Annotated in this window: 17 protein-coding genes; 12 read left to right on the forward strand and 5 right to left on the reverse strand. The window is 42.4% G+C overall.

Features of this window, described 5'->3' with window-relative positions:
• Positions 1 to 2: 2 nt before the first annotated feature.
• From QWZ01_RS25010 to lepB (QWZ01_RS25040), 7 genes are all read left to right on the forward strand, one after another.
• Entirely contained in the window at positions 3 to 932 is a 930-nt protein-coding gene (locus tag QWZ01_RS25010; protein ID WP_290328335.1) for a ParB/RepB/Spo0J family partition protein, read from the forward strand.
• Position 933: 1 nt separating this feature from the next.
• Positions 934 to 1596 (forward strand): DUF5683 domain-containing protein, encoded by a 663-nt coding sequence (locus QWZ01_RS25015; RefSeq protein ID WP_290328337.1) that lies wholly within the window; start codon positions 934 to 936, stop codon positions 1594 to 1596.
• 50 nt (positions 1597 to 1646) lie between these two features.
• Positions 1647 to 2321 carry a DUF5683 domain-containing protein gene (locus QWZ01_RS25020; RefSeq protein ID WP_290328339.1) on the forward strand — a complete coding sequence of 225 codons (675 nt, stop codon included), beginning with the start codon at positions 1647 to 1649 and terminating at the stop codon, positions 2319 to 2321.
• 147 nt (positions 2322 to 2468) lie between these two features.
• A complete protein-coding gene (gene dapB / locus QWZ01_RS25025) occupies positions 2469 to 3218 on the forward strand; it encodes a 4-hydroxy-tetrahydrodipicolinate reductase (RefSeq protein ID WP_290328341.1) in 750 nt (249 codons plus the stop codon).
• Positions 3219 to 3230: 12 nt separating this feature from the next.
• The gene (gene lepB, locus QWZ01_RS25030) at positions 3231 to 4682 is read left to right on the forward strand and encodes a signal peptidase I (protein ID WP_290328343.1); all 1452 of its coding nucleotides are present in this window, start codon (positions 3231 to 3233) and stop codon (positions 4680 to 4682) included.
• 142 nt (positions 4683 to 4824) lie between these two features.
• The gene (lepB, locus tag QWZ01_RS25035) at positions 4825 to 5970 is read left to right on the forward strand and encodes a signal peptidase I (RefSeq protein WP_290328345.1); all 1146 of its coding nucleotides are present in this window, start codon (positions 4825 to 4827) and stop codon (positions 5968 to 5970) included.
• Between the two features lie 18 nt (positions 5971 to 5988).
• Entirely contained in the window at positions 5989 to 7458 is a 1470-nt protein-coding gene (gene lepB / locus QWZ01_RS25040; protein ID WP_290328347.1) for a signal peptidase I, read from the forward strand.
• A 325-nt stretch (positions 7459 to 7783) separates the two neighbouring features.
• On the opposite strand, the gene QWZ01_RS25045 is transcribed toward lepB (QWZ01_RS25040), so the two are convergent.
• The 5 genes from QWZ01_RS25045 to QWZ01_RS25065 form a co-directional block, all read right to left on the reverse strand.
• Complete coding sequence (locus tag QWZ01_RS25045) at positions 7784 to 8866, reverse strand: Ldh family oxidoreductase (RefSeq protein WP_290328349.1); 1083 nt, start codon at positions 8864 to 8866, stop codon at positions 7784 to 7786.
• 194 nt (positions 8867 to 9060) lie between these two features.
• The gene (locus tag QWZ01_RS25050; protein ID WP_290328351.1) at positions 9061 to 9597 is read right to left on the reverse strand and encodes an RBBP9/YdeN family alpha/beta hydrolase; all 537 of its coding nucleotides are present in this window, start codon (positions 9595 to 9597) and stop codon (positions 9061 to 9063) included.
• Positions 9598 to 9616: 19 nt separating this feature from the next.
• The gene (locus tag QWZ01_RS25055; protein WP_290328353.1) at positions 9617 to 10060 is read right to left on the reverse strand and encodes an SRPBCC family protein; all 444 of its coding nucleotides are present in this window, start codon (positions 10058 to 10060) and stop codon (positions 9617 to 9619) included.
• A gap of 48 nt (positions 10061 to 10108) precedes the next feature.
• Complete coding sequence (gene asnS, locus QWZ01_RS25060) at positions 10109 to 11557, reverse strand: asparagine--tRNA ligase (RefSeq protein WP_290328355.1); 1449 nt, start codon at positions 11555 to 11557, stop codon at positions 10109 to 10111.
• A 72-nt stretch (positions 11558 to 11629) separates the two neighbouring features.
• Positions 11630 to 12112 (reverse strand): hypothetical protein, encoded by a 483-nt coding sequence (locus tag QWZ01_RS25065; protein ID WP_290328357.1) that lies wholly within the window; start codon positions 12110 to 12112, stop codon positions 11630 to 11632.
• 108 nt (positions 12113 to 12220) lie between these two features.
• On the opposite strand from QWZ01_RS25065, the gene QWZ01_RS25070 reads away from it, so the two are divergent.
• From QWZ01_RS25070 to QWZ01_RS25090, 5 genes are all read left to right on the forward strand, one after another.
• On the forward strand, positions 12221 to 13078 hold the full coding sequence (locus tag QWZ01_RS25070) for a DMT family transporter (RefSeq protein WP_290328360.1): 858 nt from the start codon (positions 12221 to 12223) through the stop codon (positions 13076 to 13078).
• A 63-nt stretch (positions 13079 to 13141) separates the two neighbouring features.
• Entirely contained in the window at positions 13142 to 15076 is a 1935-nt protein-coding gene (gene dnaG, locus QWZ01_RS25075; RefSeq protein ID WP_290328363.1) for a DNA primase, read from the forward strand.
• The gene (locus tag QWZ01_RS25080; protein ID WP_290328365.1) at positions 15076 to 15444 is read left to right on the forward strand and encodes a YraN family protein; all 369 of its coding nucleotides are present in this window, start codon (positions 15076 to 15078) and stop codon (positions 15442 to 15444) included. The genes dnaG and QWZ01_RS25080 overlap by 1 nt, the downstream gene beginning before the upstream one ends.
• A 1-nt stretch (position 15445) precedes the next feature.
• The gene (locus QWZ01_RS25085) at positions 15446 to 16513 is read left to right on the forward strand and encodes a glutaminyl-peptide cyclotransferase (RefSeq protein WP_290328367.1); all 1068 of its coding nucleotides are present in this window, start codon (positions 15446 to 15448) and stop codon (positions 16511 to 16513) included.
• Positions 16514 to 16568: 55 nt separating this feature from the next.
• Positions 16569 to 16928, forward strand: a complete 360-nt coding sequence (locus QWZ01_RS25090) for a DUF805 domain-containing protein (protein WP_290328369.1) — start codon at positions 16569 to 16571, stop codon at positions 16926 to 16928.
• The last annotated feature ends 16 nt before the right edge of the window (positions 16929 to 16944 follow it).

The following is a 16944-nucleotide window of genomic DNA, read 5'->3' on the forward strand; positions in this document are numbered from 1 at the left end:
TAATGAGTAGTGAAAGAAGAAATGCCCTGGGCAAAGGATTAAGTGCGCTGTTAAATGACTCTGTAAACGTACAACCTTACCATAAAACAAAAGATCACGATAAAGATAGGGAAGCCTCAACATCAGCTGTTGAGGTTAATAGCCTGGGATCGGTAAATGAGATACAACTGGCCGAAATTGAGGTAAACCCTTTTCAGCCCCGTACAGATTTTGATGAGCAGGCCCTGTCCGAGCTCGCCGATTCTATCAAATTGCAGGGACTTATTCAGCCCATCACTGTAAGGCGGGTTAACGCGCATAAATACCAGCTTATATCAGGCGAACGCCGTTTGCGTGCCTCAAAAATTGCCGGTTTAACGCAGATTCCTGCGTACGTACGTACCGCCAATGATCAGCAAATGCTGGAGATGGCGCTGATCGAAAACATCCAGCGAGAAAACCTGAATGCCATAGAGGTTGCATTGAGTTTTCAGCGTATGATTGAGGAGTGTAACCTGAAACAGGAAGAACTGGGCGGCAGGGTAAGTAAAAACCGGTCGACAGTTACCAATTACCTGCGTTTGTTGAAGTTACCCCCAAGCATACAGGCTTCCATTCGTGATGGCGAACTGAGCATGGGTCATGCCAAGGCGCTTATAACCATTGAGGATCCTGCCAAACAATTATATTTACATCAGCATATCATTCAGCAAGGTTTATCCGTTCGTAAGGTTGAAGAACTGGTTCGTGAAATGCAGAAGTCGCCGGTAAAAAAGGAAGGCAAACAGCCCGAGCCGGTAACTTACCAACTGCAAAAAATACAGGACGATCTGGCTTCAAAGTTTAGCACAAGGGTAAAACTTAAAGTAGGCAGCAAGGGTAATGGCGTTATCGAGATCCCATTTTTATCAGAAGATGACCTGGGCCGTATCCTTGAGATGCTGGATTGGTAAAATGCACAGATACATAGTAATGTTTTTATGGTTAAGCACGTTGGCCTTTGCCGCAGTTGCACAAACCAGAGCCGATAGTTTAAGTAAAAGAGCTCCTTCGGGCTCATTTGCACCACCCATCAAAGAAAAACGTTACCATCCGGATAGTACACATAGACCGCATACGGCTGTTATGCGGTCTTTATTTTTACCCGGCCTTGGGCAATTGTATAATCACCGGTGGTGGAAATTGCCTATAATTTATAGCGGCCTGGGGTTTTTAGGAGCGGCAACCATCAGCAATCAAAAACAATACAACAAGTATTCGGCCCTGGCTATTTTACAACGCGACGGAGATCCCTCCTCGCCCAAAAGCCGTAATTATGCTTTGTACCAGAAGCATAAAACCGATTATAAATATTTTAAGGATGTGCCGCGCGATCAAATAAACGGTCAGGCTAACTACTTTCAACGTTTCCGTGATTTAAGTATATTAGGAGTTTTAGCATGCTGGACAATCAATACACTTGACGCTTATATTGATGCAAAATTCATCAATAGTTTTAGTGTAGATAATAATTTAAGTATTAACCCAGTTAGTGATGCAGGCGGTAAGCCTGTTTATGCTGCAAACAGTATGAACATATTTAATCCCGGTTTAAAAATTACCTTTGTTATAAGGTGATGCTGTGAGTTTAATATCATCATCAAAGTATTAAATATTGTATTTATAAAATGTATAGATTTTTGTTGGTTACCGGCTTTATAATGGCGTTTACCTTAACGGTTCATGCACAAACGGCAGATACAGCTGTTGCGGGCAAGGCCGATACGCTAAAAAAAGCCTCAAATACGGCACCGGGTTCTTTTGCACCACCAATCAGGAAAGAAAAAGCCTATCATCCGGACACTTTGCACAGCCCGCATAAAGCGGTAATGCACTCTTTGATGATACCGGGATGGGGCCAGGCATATAATCATCAATGGTGGAAAGTGCCGATTGTTTACGGTGGAATTGGATTGCTGTTTTCTGCAGTGATATTTAACCAGAATTACTACAACCAATTTGTAACATTATCCAGGTACCGGAAAAGCGGCACAGCCCCCGGACCTAATGATAAATATTATAAAGAGTATACGATTTATGCAGCAAATGGGGTGCCTGATCAAAATATATATGATAGCGTTGATGCCTACAGGCGTAACCGCGATTTAAGTATTCTCGGTATTTTGGCAGCATGGGGCATACAAACAATTGATGCATATATTGATGCCAAATTTCAACACTCGTTTACGGTTGATAACAACCTGTCAATGAGGGTTACTCCGGGTTTGATAGGCCAGCCGGTTTATGCACAAAATGTTAACAGCTCGTATATTCCGTCGGTAAAAATTACCTTTACGTTTTAAAATAGTATCAGATATGTAGTATCAAGTAGTTAGTATCAAGATTTCCGAAATTCTACTCTCATGGGACGTATGTAGCTGTCTTGATACTTGATATTAACTACTTTATACTAAACTTGATGCCAACCGCTTATTACTAAAAACTTAATAATGAAAATAGCATTACTGGGCTATGGAAAAATGGGTAAGATCATTGAAAAGATCGCCATTAGCCGCAAACACGAAATTGTACTAACTGTAGGCGTAGATAACCTGCATGATCTTACTACAGAAAACCTGCAGAAAGCTGATGCTGTAATTGAGTTTTCGACCCCGGCTGCGGTAATAGATAATATAAAGCATTGTTTTACTGCCAATGTACCCGTTGTAGTTGGTACCACAGGCTGGTATGATCAGTTACACGAAATAAAACAGCAATGTGAACAGGGCGACAATACTTTATTATACGGATCAAACTTTAGCGTTGGTGTAAATGTGTTTTTTCATGTTAACAGGATACTGGCTAAAATGATGAACAACTACCCTTATTATGATGTACAGGTTGAGGAAATTCATCACATGCAAAAACTTGATGCGCCGAGCGGTACGGCTATAACCATTGCCGAAGGCATTATTGAAAACCTGGACTCAAAATCAGAGTGGGTCAATGTACTCACCACTGATGATAAGGATGATGACGGCCAGGCCGCAGGCAACCAGTTACTGATAGAGTCTATGCGAATAGACAGTGTTCCCGGTACCCACACAGTTATTTACGATTCTGAGGTTGATACCATTGAATTTAAACATACCGCGCATAACCGTAACGGCTTTGCGCTTGGTGCTGTACTTGCCGCCGAGTGGGTACACAATAAAAAGGGTTTTTATTCGGTTGAAGCTATGTTTGATTTTAATGGCTAACCATTTATATACATGAAAACAGGGGCTTATATCGGGGCTTATATTATTGCCGCCCCTTTATTAATTTTAATAATTACAGGCTTCTGGAAATTATTTGAAAAAGCCGGCCGTTCTGGCTGGGAAGCACTTATCCCTGTTTACAGTGCCTATATCATGTTAAAATTGAGCGGCAAGCCCTGGTGGTTATTGCTGCTTTTTATTGTTCCGGGTGTAAACATCATCATAGCATTAGGTATTGTTATTGATTTTGTAAAATCATTTGGCAAGTTTAAAATGAGTCAGCATGCTGCGGTTGTATTGCTGCCTTTTATTTATTTGCCCAAATGGAGTTTTGATAAAAACACGCGTTACTTGGGTCCTTCAGCAAGCTATGAATTTAGGGAGCAGTACAGTAAGCATCTGAAAAAAACACCCACACGCGAGTGGACAGAAGCCGTTGTTTTTGCTGTGATAGCCGCTACGCTTATCCGTACCCTTTTTATTGAGGCCTACACCATACCTACACCATCAATGGAAAGTTCACTCCTTGTGGGTGATTTTCTGTTTGTGAGCAAGGTGAATTACGGTGCCCGCTTACCTATAACACCTGTAGCATTTCCGTTTGCGCACCATACTATGCCGCTTACCGGTACCAAAGCTTATTGGGATGGTATTAAACTACCGTATTTTCGCCTGCCTGGGTTCAGCGAGATCAAAAAAGGTGATGTGGTGGTATTTAATTATCCCATGGATGCCGACTCCCCATTTTACCGGCCCGTTGATAAGCAGGAAAACTATATAAAGCGTTGTCAGGGTACTCCCGGCGATACTTTAAGCCTGCTTAACGCTCGGGTTTATATCAACGGCAGGCCCGCTGTTACGCCTCCCAACGGCGAAATGGAATATGTAGTAAATACCAATGGCAGGGGTTTTAGCTCTCAGGAAATATATGATCTTCATTTATCCGATATTCAGCAGTTTGGCAGTCAGGATTACATGATCAATATGTCGGCGCAATCGGCCAATACATTAAAAACCGATGCAAATGTTAAAGGACTTAGGCCTAATATCAGGTTAAGGGGTATCTATGATCCTGAAATATTTCCGCATAACCCAAACTTTCAGTGGAATGTTGATAACCTGGGTCCTATTATCATTCCCAAAAAAGGATGGACTGTAAAGCTGGATAGCCTTACGCTGCCTCTTTACAGCAGGGCTATAGCGGTATATGAAAATAATAAGCTGCAGATTGGTAGGGATGGCATCACGATAAACGGCAAAAAGACCGATACCTATACTTTTAAAATGAATTATTACTGGATGATGGGCGATAATCGTCATAATTCCGAAGATTCACGTTTCTGGGGATTTGTACCCGAAGATCATATTGTGGGCAAGGCCATTTTTATATGGATGAGCTGGGATGCCTTGTCGCCATCGGCCAATAAAATCAGGTGGCGCAGATTGTTTAACGAAATAAAATAAGTTACCAATTGAAATTGGCGTGCACGTATTTTTTTATAGTAACATATAGCTTACATATCAGTCATAGGGAATAAAAAATAAATACATACATTAGAAAAATCTGCACATTTGCACATTTTGAAATTTGCACATCGATCATTATATGAACTGGAAATTTTGGAAAAAAAATAAAGGGGAAACTAAAAAGAAAAAGAGCGCGACACGTGAATGGGCCGATGCTATTGTTTTTGCAGTTATAGCCGCTACACTCATCCGTACTCTATTTATAGAGGCGTATGTGATCCCCAGCGGGTCAATGGAAAGTTCCCTTTTAATTGGCGATTACCTGTTTGTGAGCAAAGTGAATTATGGCGCCCGTTTGCCTATTACACCCGTTGCCTTTCCATTTACACACCATACCATGCCTTTGCTGGGTACCAAAGCGTATTGGGACGGAATTCAGCTGCCTTACTATCGACTGCCGGGTTTCAGTGATATTAAAAAGGGTGATATTGTTGTTTTTAATGCACCTATCGAAGCCGATTCACCATATTTTCGTCCAGTTGATAAGCGGGAAAATATTATTAAACGCTGCCAGGGTACCCCCGGCGATACTTTAAGTGTAATTGACGCGCAGGTTTATATTAATGGAAAGCCTGAAGCGACTGCTGTTCATGGTGAGATGGCCTACAACGTAAAAACAGATGGCAGTCAGCTTAATTCGCAGGTGGTGGAAGAACTTCATTTAACCGATCTGGCCTATTTTACGGATAACTCTGGTTTCAGGGTTAATACTACTGTAGAATCGGCCAAAACGTTAAAGGGATATTCTAATATTAAATCGGTTACGGCTGATATTAGCCCTAAAGGGCTTGCAGATACGCTTAATCCTGTTTACCCGGTGAAATATCCCCGTTATAAAACAACGGTCAATTTTCCTCATTATAGCTGGAACATTGATAATTACGGCCCTATCATTATCCCTAAAAAAGGGTGGACGGTAAAGCTGGATAGCTTGACTATTCCGGTTTACGGGCGTGCCATTGAAATTTATGAGCATAATAAAGTAAAGATTGTTGGTCATGATATTTTTATAAACGATAAAAAAGCGGATACTTACACTTTTAAAATGAACTACTATTGGATGATGGGCGATAACCGCCATAATTCTGAAGATTCACGTTTTTGGGGCTTTTTACCCGAAGATCACGTAGTGGGTAAAGCGTTGTTTACATGGATGAGTATTGACAGTACTGCATCTTTTGTGAATAAGATACGCTGGAACAGATTATTTAGAGGAATACATTAATTAAACTAAAAACAAAAAGTGAATATTATACTCGCTATTATACTGCTGGTTATACTGCCTTATGTAGGTTTCTGGAAATTATTTGAAAAGGCCGGCAGGCCGGGTTGGGAAGGCATTGTACCGCTGTATAATGCTTACGTGATGATTAAGCTGTGCGGAAGGCCAACTTGGTGGTTTATACTGGTACTAATACCAGGTTTAAATATATTGGTATTTATAGGCATTTTAGTTGATTTTGTAAAGTCATACGGTAAGTTTAGCCTGCTTGATCATATTTTGGCGGTGGCGCTGCCATTTATATATCTGCCCAAATGGGGCTTTGATAAAAACACTAAATACATTGGTGCCTCTGCTACTGCACCCTTTAGGGAAAAGTATAAAATTGCGCTTAAAAAGACCGCGACACGCGAGTGGGCTGATGCCATCATTTTCGCAGTTATAGCTGCCACGCTGATCCGTACGCTTTTTATTGAGGCTTATGTGATTCCGAGCGCATCTATGGAAAGCTCATTATTAATTGGCGATTATTTATTTGTAAGTAAAGTAAATTACGGTGCCCGTTTACCAATGACACCGGTTGCCTTCCCATTTGCACATCATACCATGCCGCTGATAGGCACTAAAGCCTATTGGGATGGCGTTGAACTACCTTACTACCGCCTTCCTGGACTTAGCGATATTAAAAAAGGTGATGTAGTTGTATTTAACTATCCGATGGATGCCGATTCGCCATTATACAGGCCGGTTGACAAGCGCGAGAATTATATTAAGCGTTGCCAGGGTACACCCGGCGATACGCTGAGCGTGGTTGACGCGCAGGTGTTCATAAACGGCAAAGCCGCGCCTACACCTCCGCATGGCGAAATGAGCTACACGGTACAGTCAGACGGTAGCGAGATCAATCCGCAGCTGATCAATGACCTGCACCTGGAAGATCTGGCACCGGGTATCAACAATACCTTTACCGTGAACACCACATTGGCTTCAGTTAATGCACTAAAAGGATATTCAAATATTAAATCAATAGTGCCTACACTGTCGCCAAAAGGAATGGAAGACCCATTGTATCCTGTTTACCCGGTAAAGTTCCCGAACTATAAAATAACGCCTAACTTCCCTAAATTTACCTGGAACCTGGACAACTACGGCCCCATCATTGTTCCTAAAAAAGGCTGGACAGTTAAGTTGGATAGTTTAACCTTTCCGGTTTATGGCAGGGCCATTGAGATATATGAAGGTAACAAAGTGCAGGTACAGGGAACAGATATCCTGATCAACGGCAAAAAGGCAGATAGCTATACCTTTAAAATGAACTATTACTTTATGATGGGCGATAACCGCCACAACTCGGAAGATTCACGTTTCTGGGGATTTGTACCGGAAGATCATATCGTAGGTAAGGCCCTTTTCATCTGGATGAGTATGGACGATAATGCATCATTCCTGAACAAAATCAGGTGGAGCAGGTTGTTCAATATTATACATTAAGGTTGAAAAAAAACGAATCAAAAAGCCGACTTATCACATAGGTCGGCTTTTTGATTCTATTCCATTCCTGGCGCAAGTATGAAGAGTTTGCTTGCGCGGTGGTTACTTGTGCCTGACATAGCAGTATAAAATATATTTTTGTCATTGCGAGGAGGAACGACGAAGCAATCGCGAATTTGTCTGAACCAGGATTAAACAGATTTATCGAATTAAAAGGATTTTTTTATTTTATATAATGTTGGTAATCCGTTAATCCTAAAAATCGTGGTTCAGACAAATTAGCGATTGCCACGCTATCGCTCGCAATGGCAGGTATTGGAGTTTATCATTCCCCCTTTAACGTGTCAACCCCGAACCTTTCCGCCAAAATATTCAGATCAGTCACCACTGCATCAACCAATGGGATGCCATGGGTTGCACGGTGTGTTTCGGCTTCCAGCTCAGGTTCACCGGGGATGATCACTTTTTTGGAAACATCCACTGTAGCAGATGTTTTAAAGCGTTCAATCCAGTTGTCCAAATGGCTTTTAAACTCATCAACTGGCCTAAAGCCATCTACCCGCATGGCACCCAAAAAATGCCCTATGCCCTGGCCAACCGGGTTGGCAGGCGGATCAAGAAATGCCACAAAAGGAGGTACCCATGGCCCATAATTAGCCCCTGATAACACTGCCGACAAAATATCAACCGTAGCGCTTAATCCAAAACCTTTATGGCTGCCATGGTCGCGGTCGCCGCCTAAGGGCAGGAGAGCGCCACCGGTTTTCAGCGCATGTGGATCAGTAGTATAGCCACCATTCTTATCCTGTATCCAGCCCTCAGGTACTTGCTTGCCGAGTCGCTGAGCTATCTCCAGTTTGCCATTGGCAGCCGCGGATGTAGCCAGATCAACCACAACAGGCGGATATTGACCTGCCGGGAAGGCATAGCACATGGGGTTGGTACCCAGCAAGCGCTCGCTCGAAAAAGTAGGTGCTACCAGTGGACTGGCATTGGTCATGGCAAAACCTATCATGTCTTTTTCCACAGCCATTAAGGCATGATACCCTGCAATACCGAAATGATTGGAGTTACGTACCGATACCCATCCCGAGCCATAAAGCTCAGCTTTTTTGATAGCCACCTGCATGGCAAAGGGAGCAACCACAAGGCCCAGGCCTGCGTCGCCGTCAACGGTGGCTGTAGTGGGTGTTTCGTGTACTATCCGGATGTTGGGTTTGGCATTGATACGGTTCTTTTCCCACAGGCGCACATAGCCGCTTAGGCGGGCCACGCCATGTGAGTCGATACCCCGCAGATCTGAACGTAACAAAACATCGGCAGCAAGTGTTGCGTGTTCGCTACTGCAGCCAATGGCTAAAAAAATATTTTCTGTAAAAACACGCAGAGAAGAGGGGCTTACAAGCATGGTGTTGCTGAATAAATTTTCGGATTAAATACTAAAACCAAACGACATTGCTTTATGAAGCAATAAACCTCACCCAACCCTCTCCAAAGGAGAGGGCTTTAAAATATTTTTTAAAGTCTCCCCCTTTGGGGGAGATTTAGAGGGCTCATTACCTCGCAATGACGATAACGGATTATTTGAAAGTGTTAAATATATTAATTATCCAGTTGCTTCAGCAATTCCAGTCCTTGTGGCCAATCCCCATAGCCGGAACCAACATTAATATGGCCGGCATCACCGATGTTTATAAACTCGCTGCCCCAGCTATCGGCAAATAATTGGGCACGTTGCAGGGTTACATAATAATCATTATTGCTGCTTAACACGATGCTTTTAAATGGTAGTTTGATTAAGGGGACGGGTGTAAAGCCGGTAGTGCCGGGCGGATAAGTATCGGCTTCAGTATCACTTGGGGCAACCAGGAGCGCGCCTTTTATAGCTACATTATATTTTTGTGCCCAGTAGGCAATAGCAGTACACGCCAGGCTGTGGCCAACTAATATAACATTGGCAGGGTTGTGCTGATGCAAGTAATCATTCAACAGGCTTATCCAGTCATTGCAAATGGGTGTTTCCCAGTCGTGCTGCTCAATACGGGTAAAGTTAAACTGTTTTTCCCAGCGTGATTGCCAGTGTTCGGGGCCTGAATTTCCAAGGCCGGGGTGAACGAGTATGGTAGATTTGAATGTCATGGTATACTTGATATTTATCTTAGCTCATTTCCGCTATTTCTTTGATGAGTTGGTTACGTTTTTCTAAAAGGCGGGTCATGTAGTTTTTCAAAAAAATAAAATCGAAGATCATGCCTCCCGGCGATTCAAATCTGAAAATATCTTTCATAAGTGTTTGCGCGTTTATGGAATAAAAATAATGCTCATGCCTGAAATTTTTGAAGGCTCCCTCTACCAATTCATCGGTAAAAAAGTTGGGGTATTCCATCTCCGTAATTTTTGAAGTGAGCGTTTGCCAAAAGCCCAGATGTTTTGCCCGCCAGGTTACAGTTTCGTGAAGTTCAATAAGGCCACTGGTACGACCTGCTATGGCCCTTTCGCCGGTTCGTTTGGTTGATGCCATGTGCACATCAATATTGCGGGCCAGATTAAAACATTTGCCTATAGGGGCGTTGATATGTGTAGCTAATTCAATTACAGGCATAGGCTAAAAATACAAAACCCCCTCCAAAATGGAGAGGGTTTATCATATTTAAAACTCGGCGTTTTTCGGAAATCTTGGGAAAGGGATCACATCGCGGATGTTGCCCATTCCGGTTACAAACAGCACTAGACGCTCAAAGCCAAGGCCAAAGCCGGCATGGGGGCATGAGCCAAAACGGCGGGTATCCAGGTACCACCATAATTCATCTTTAGGTATGCCCATTTCGTCCATGCGTTGCTCCAGTTTATCCAAACGTTCTTCACGTTGTGAACCACCTACAATTTCGCCAATGCCCGGGAATAAAATATCCATGGCACGTACGGTTTCGTGGCCGTTGGCATCAACCTCGTTTTGGCGCATGTAAAACGCTTTGATATTCTTAGGATAATCTGTCAGGATCACTGGTTTTTTAAAGTGTTTTTCAACCAGGTAACGCTCATGCTCGCTTTGCAGGTCGGTTCCCCAACCTTCAACAGGGTACTGGAATTTTTTCCTTTTATTCGGGGTGGATTCTTTCAGGATCTCGATAGCCTCAGTATAAGTTAATCGCTCAAAGTCGTGATCTAAACAAAACTGCAGTTTTTCAAACAGTGTCATTTCTGAGCGTTCGTTCTGTGGTTTTTGTTTTTCCTCTTCCTGCAGGCGTTGAGTTAAAAACTCAATATCGTCGGCATTTTTATCAAGGGCGTATTTGATCACGTATTTAAGCATGTCCTCGGCAAGGTCCATGTTATCATCCAGATCATTAAAAGCTACTTCGGGCTCTATCATCCAAAACTCGGCCAGGTGGCGGGTAGTATTGGAATTTTCGGCACGGAAGGTAGGGCCAAATGTATAAATATCGCTCAGGGCCATAGCGCCCAACTCACCCTCTAACTGACCAGATACGGTAAGGTTAGTTGATTTACCAAAGAAATCCTGTTTATAATCAACTTCGCCGGTATCTGTTTTCGGAACGTTTGCCAGATCGAAATTGGTTACGTGGAAGGCTTCGCCCGCACCCTCAGCATCCGACTGGGTAATAACAGGTGTATGCAGGTAGACAAAACCACGCTCATGAAAAAACTGATGTACCGCGAATGCCAGGCTGTGGCGTACCCGGAAAATGGCGCCAAAAGTGCTTGTGCGAAAACGCAGGTGCGCATTTTCCCTCAAAAACTCCAGGCTGTGCTTTTTAGGCTGAATAGGATATTTTTCAGGATCGCTGTCACCTAATATTTCAATATCGGCGGCTATTACCTCAACGGTTTGGCCTTTACCCTGTGATGCTACAAGTTTACCAACAACGCTTATCGCTGCACCTACTGTAATGCGTTTTAGCAATGCAGGATCGGTGTTTTCAAAATCAACAACAATTTGGATGTTATTATTGGTTGAGCCATCATTCAAAGCAATAAAACGATTAGAACGGAATGCACGTACCCATCCCTTAACTGTTACATCAACATCGGTTTGCTGGCTTTGCAGCAATGCTTTGATCTTTACTCGCTGGCTCATATATTATATTTTTTTTAGAGCCGCAAAAATACAATTAATTATGTAAAGCAAGTATCGGAGCTCATAGCAATTTTACTGCCATGTTGCTTTATAAAAGCCACTTTTAAAGCTAAGCGTATCAGGGTATGCAGTGGCCGGATTGCCATAAACCCGGTTAAGATTCAGGGAAAAAGTGCCTTCTAAAACTTTCCCACTATCACTTACAATAGTTGAGAATTGATTGTTTGCTGATTTAACTAATACATAGCTATTTACTATAACATCTTGCCCAACCGTGGTAAAGAAACTGGCATCTGTAAAGACATAACTATTAGAAGAGACCTTTTTTAGTATTAAATTTATGTTCTCTTCGCCAACATGTGCTGTTAAAATAACCGTATCAGTGCTGGCAGGTGTTTTATAGGCTATTTGTGAGGGGCCACGCCAGTCGTTACCATTCTTTTTCGCAAAAATTTGGTTAGTCGGTTTTGGTAGTACACAGCAACTGGTTTGTTTAGTGCAGCCTGCTATCAATAAGGTTAGTAAAGATGATAAGATAAATAGGAAGGTTTTCATGTTTATTGAATTGGTATTATAGTAATACGCACCGTGTTTTCTAAACGCTACAATATCATTAAGTTAATGATAAATAGCGTAAGTTTGCCACTCATTTTATTGTTCGGTATGAATCCTAAACTAAGCCTGGCTATTGGCATTCTGTGTATCTCGTTTTCGCCAATATTTGTAAAGCTTGCAGGGGTGTCGCCTATAACTACGGCTTTTTTTCGTGTTTTTACTGCCTGGGTGGTTTTGGCTCCATATTGCCTGGCCAAAATCGATCTTAAAATAGCTCAAAAAGATATGATGACGGCTATGTTCGGCGGCCTCATTTTCGCATCAGATATAGCTGTGTGGAATATTTCATTGCAGCACATCAGCGCCACCGTATCAACTCTGTTGGCCAACCTGGCTCCGGTTTGGGTAGGTTTGATTAGTTTTTTCATCCTACGTAAAAAATCAGGCTTGTTGTTTTGGGCCGGTACCTGTGTAGCCATATTGGGCATGATCATACTGGTAGGTTATCAGAATATTATGCATTTGCAGTTTAATATTGGTATTGTGCTGGCGCTGCTGGCCAGTTTGTTTTATGCCATTTATATAGTGATCACCAATAATATTTTAAAACGCATCGGAACGTTGGTGTTCATGTTTTATAATATGCTGGCAGCAAGTGTGTTTTTACTGGTCATCGGTATCTGGCAGGGGAATAACATGGTTAGTTTTTCTTTAAACGCGTGGTTATGCTTTTTAGGCATGGGCTTGTTATGCCAGTTAACCGGGTGGATAACCATAAATTACTCCCTTAAATTTTTAGAGGGAACAAAAGTATCCATAGCATTATTGGGGCAAACGGTTATAGCGGGCATTATGGCTGTATTCTTATTGCATGAAACCCTGGCGCTGAAAGAAATTATTGGCAGCGTCATTATACTTGCCGGAATTGCCATAACATTTTTAAAGCCATCACAATCAATTAAATAAAACCGTACCTTAACGTTTGTTAATTATCATTTGATGATTTGCCCTACATTTGCATTTTAGCGCATGATCATAAAATCCACTATCGACCGTATTATGGAAGCCACCGACATTGTGGAGGTGATAGGGGAATTTGTGCAGTTAAAAAAACGCGGTGCTAACTATGTTGGCCTGTCGCCGTTTGCCAATGAGCGTACCCCATCGTTCACGGTTTCGCCGGCAAAAGGCATTTTTAAAGATTTCTCTACAGGTAAGGGAGGCTCCGCGGTTACCTTTTTAATGGAGTTGGAAAAATTCAGCTATCCTGAGGCCCTGAAATGGCTGGCTAAAAAATATGGGATAGAGGTAGAAGAAACCGTAGATGCCCCTGAAAACCGGGAGGAAGAGCAGCGCCGCGAGAGCCTCATGATCGTAACGGGCTTTGCATCCAAATTTTTTCATGAAAGTTTGCTGGATTCCGATGAAGGTAAAAACATTGGCCTGAGCTATTTTAAGGAACGCGGTTTTACCAACGAAACCATTAAAAAGTTTGAGCTTGGCTACTCGCCCGATCAATGGGAAGCTTTTACGGGTACTGCCATCAGGGAAGGCTACAAAGAACAATTCCTGGTTGAAAGCGGATTATCCGTTAAGCGAGATAACGGTGCGTTATATGACCGCTACCGTGGCCGCGTGATGTTCCCGATACATAGCTTTACAGGGCGTGTTATTGCCTTTGGCGGTCGTACGCTTAAAAAAGATAAGAACGTACCCAAATACGTGAACTCGCCCGAGTCTGAAATATACCATAAGTCGAACGTACTTTATGGCCTTTACTTCGCAAAAAAGGCCATCAGGGATGAGGATAACTGTTACTTGGTTGAAGGCTATGCCGATGTGCTTTCAGTTCATCAGGCAGGCATCGAAAATGTGGTGGCATCGTCGGGTACATCACTAACGTCTGAACAGATCAGGCTGATAAGCCGTTTTACCCAAAATATCACCATTTTATATGATGGCGATGCGGCCGGTATCAAAGCATCCCTGCGCGGACTGGACATGATATTGGAAGCCGGGCTAAACGTAAAGGTGGTTTCTTTTCCCGACGGGCATGATCCTGACTCATATGTGCGCCTGGTGGGTACCAGCGCGTTTAAAAAGCATATAGAAGAAAACAAGAAGGATTTTATCCTCTATAAAGCTAACCTGCTTTTAAAAGATGCCGGTAATGACCCTATCAAGAAGGCCGAAATTATCCGGGAGATTGTTGAGAGTATTGCTAAAATACCCGATTCCATCAAGGCGTCGGTTTTTATAAAGGAATGCAGTTATTTATTACAGATAGATGAGCGTTCGCTGCTGTCTGAACTAAATAAAATGCGCCAGGCCAAAGCCAAGAAGGACGGGCAGCAGCAACAACAAAGCTCCAGATTTAACGAACCGCCGCCCGATGAACCCAACTTTTTTGATGAACCAGAGGTAAACGTAGCTAAGGATGAAAGTATTCAGGAAAAGGAGATCATCAGGCTGCTGCTTTTATATGGTAATAAAATGATAGATTGGGATGGAATCGCCAATACCTATATTGGGCCTTTCATCATAGCTGAACTAAGCGACGTTACTTTTGAACATCCCGACTGTAAGCAGTTTATGGAAATTTACCGGCAGGAAGTTGAAAATGGCGTTCTGCCTGATGATACTTATTTTATCCATCATAAGGATAAAGGCATTGTTGATATTACGGTAAACCTGTTATCTACCAAATATATTCTGAGCGAGAACTGGTACGAGATGCACAAGATCATGGTGCATGATGAAACGGCCAATATGAAGGCTACCATTTTAGGGGCTATATTTCACCTTAAAAAATACAAGGTTGGCAAGATACTCGAAAACCTGCGTACCGAACTGCAAAAGGCCGATACCGAAGCTGATCAGGAAATTCTGCTGAATCAGTACATCCGCATGAAAAAGGTTGAAAAAAGTATCTCCGATTTCCTGGGCTCGGTAATCATCAAATAATGGCCCAACACCTCGACCTGGGCCGCACCGGCGAAACATTAGCTAAAACACATCTGGAAAAATCCGGTTATGAAATACTGGACGAAAACTGGACCTACGGCAAGGCCGAGATTGACCTGATTGCTTATAAAGACAAGGTTATTATATTTACCGAGGTTAAAACCCGCACAGGTAATAGTTTTGGCGAGCCTGAGGATTTTGTGGATGCACGTAAACAAAAATTACTGGCAAACGCGGCAGATGAATATATTTACCTGATGAACCACCAGGGCGAGGTACGTTTTGATATTATCGCTATTTTGTTCGACAGAAATAAAAATTATATACTAAACCATATTGAAGATGCGTTTTGGCCATCGGCTACATAACATGATGAATAACAAAATAAAAGGCTTTTTTATTGCCGCTGCATTACTGGCATTTGGTTGCCACAACAGTACTACAAATACCGGAGGTAGTTATAGTATCAGCCCCGAAGCGGGCGCTACCTATAAAGCGGGCGACGAAGTAAAGATCAAAGTAAGCTACCCTGCAGATGCAAAAGTAGACTCGATAGTATATATGCTTGATGCCTTAAAATTAGGTGTGGGTAAAGATACCTCAGGCATCAGTTTAAAAACAGACACCATTCCGCTGGGTATTAAGGTAATTACCGCCAAAGTTTACGCGGCCGGGAAAGATCAGGATGTAACTACCAATATACTATTGCTGGCTGGCAAAGCTCCGGAACAGCTTACCTACAAGGTTGAAAAAGTATTTCCGCATGACACCAGCGCCTACACAGAAGGTTTACAATATGAAGATGGTGTGTTATTTGAGAGTACCGGAGAACCGGGTCACTCTACCATAAGAAAGGTTGATCTGCCAACCGGAAAGATCCTGCAACAAACTAAACTCGGCGATCAATATTTTGGCGAAGGTTTATCAGTGATAGGAGATAAGGTAGTACAGGTTACCTACAGGGAAAAGGTAGGGTTTGTTTATGATAAAGTTACTTTGAAACTGGAGAAAACCTTTGCCAACAATGTAGGTGTTGAAGGCTGGGGCATGTGCTATGATGGTAAAAAGCTATACATGGATGATAGCACCAACCGCATATGGTTTTTGGATAAGGACACTTACCAGCAAAAAGGTTTTATAGATGTGTGCGATGATCAGCGGCAAATAGATTCTATCAATGAGCTGGAATATATAGATGGTAAAATATATGCCAACGTGTATCAAACAGATACTATTTTGGTTATTAACCCTAAAACCGGTGCAGTATTACAAAGGGTGGATATGAAGAACCTATACCCCATGTCTGAAAGGCCACAGGACCGTGACTGGGGCAACAATGTGCTTAACGGTATAGCTTGGGATGCCAAAGGTCAGCGCCTATTTGTAGCGGGCAAAAAATGGCCTCATTTGTACCAGGTGAAGTTTGTGAAGAAGTAATTTTGAAATTATAGCATATAAATACATACATTAGATGAACCTTATCATTTAATGTATGTTTAAAAATCTCTTTTCTTTTAATGGCCGCATCAGGCGTACTGAATACGGTATTAGCTTTATTATTTATTCGGTTTGTTATGTTGCCATTCGCTTAGTAGTGGACGGTGATAACGGGCCTAAAATTTTACTTTTGGCCGCTATTCCACTTCTATGGTTCTTATGGTCACAGGGTGCAAAAAGATGTCATGATTTGGGCAAAAGTGGCTGGTGGCAAATAATTCCCCTGTACTTTCTTTGGCTGATATTTGAAGAAGGCATACCTGAATGGAATGAGTATGGAGAAAACCCAAAGGGCTTAGGAAGTTTTGATGCCAACGATTACCAAGATTCTTTTCCATTACAGGAAGAAAAATAATCTAAATCAAATTTAC

Origin of the sequence: Mucilaginibacter aquaedulcis, assembly GCF_030409325.1 — a bacterium.
GTDB lineage: Bacteria > Bacteroidota > Bacteroidia > Sphingobacteriales > Sphingobacteriaceae > Mucilaginibacter > Mucilaginibacter aquaedulcis.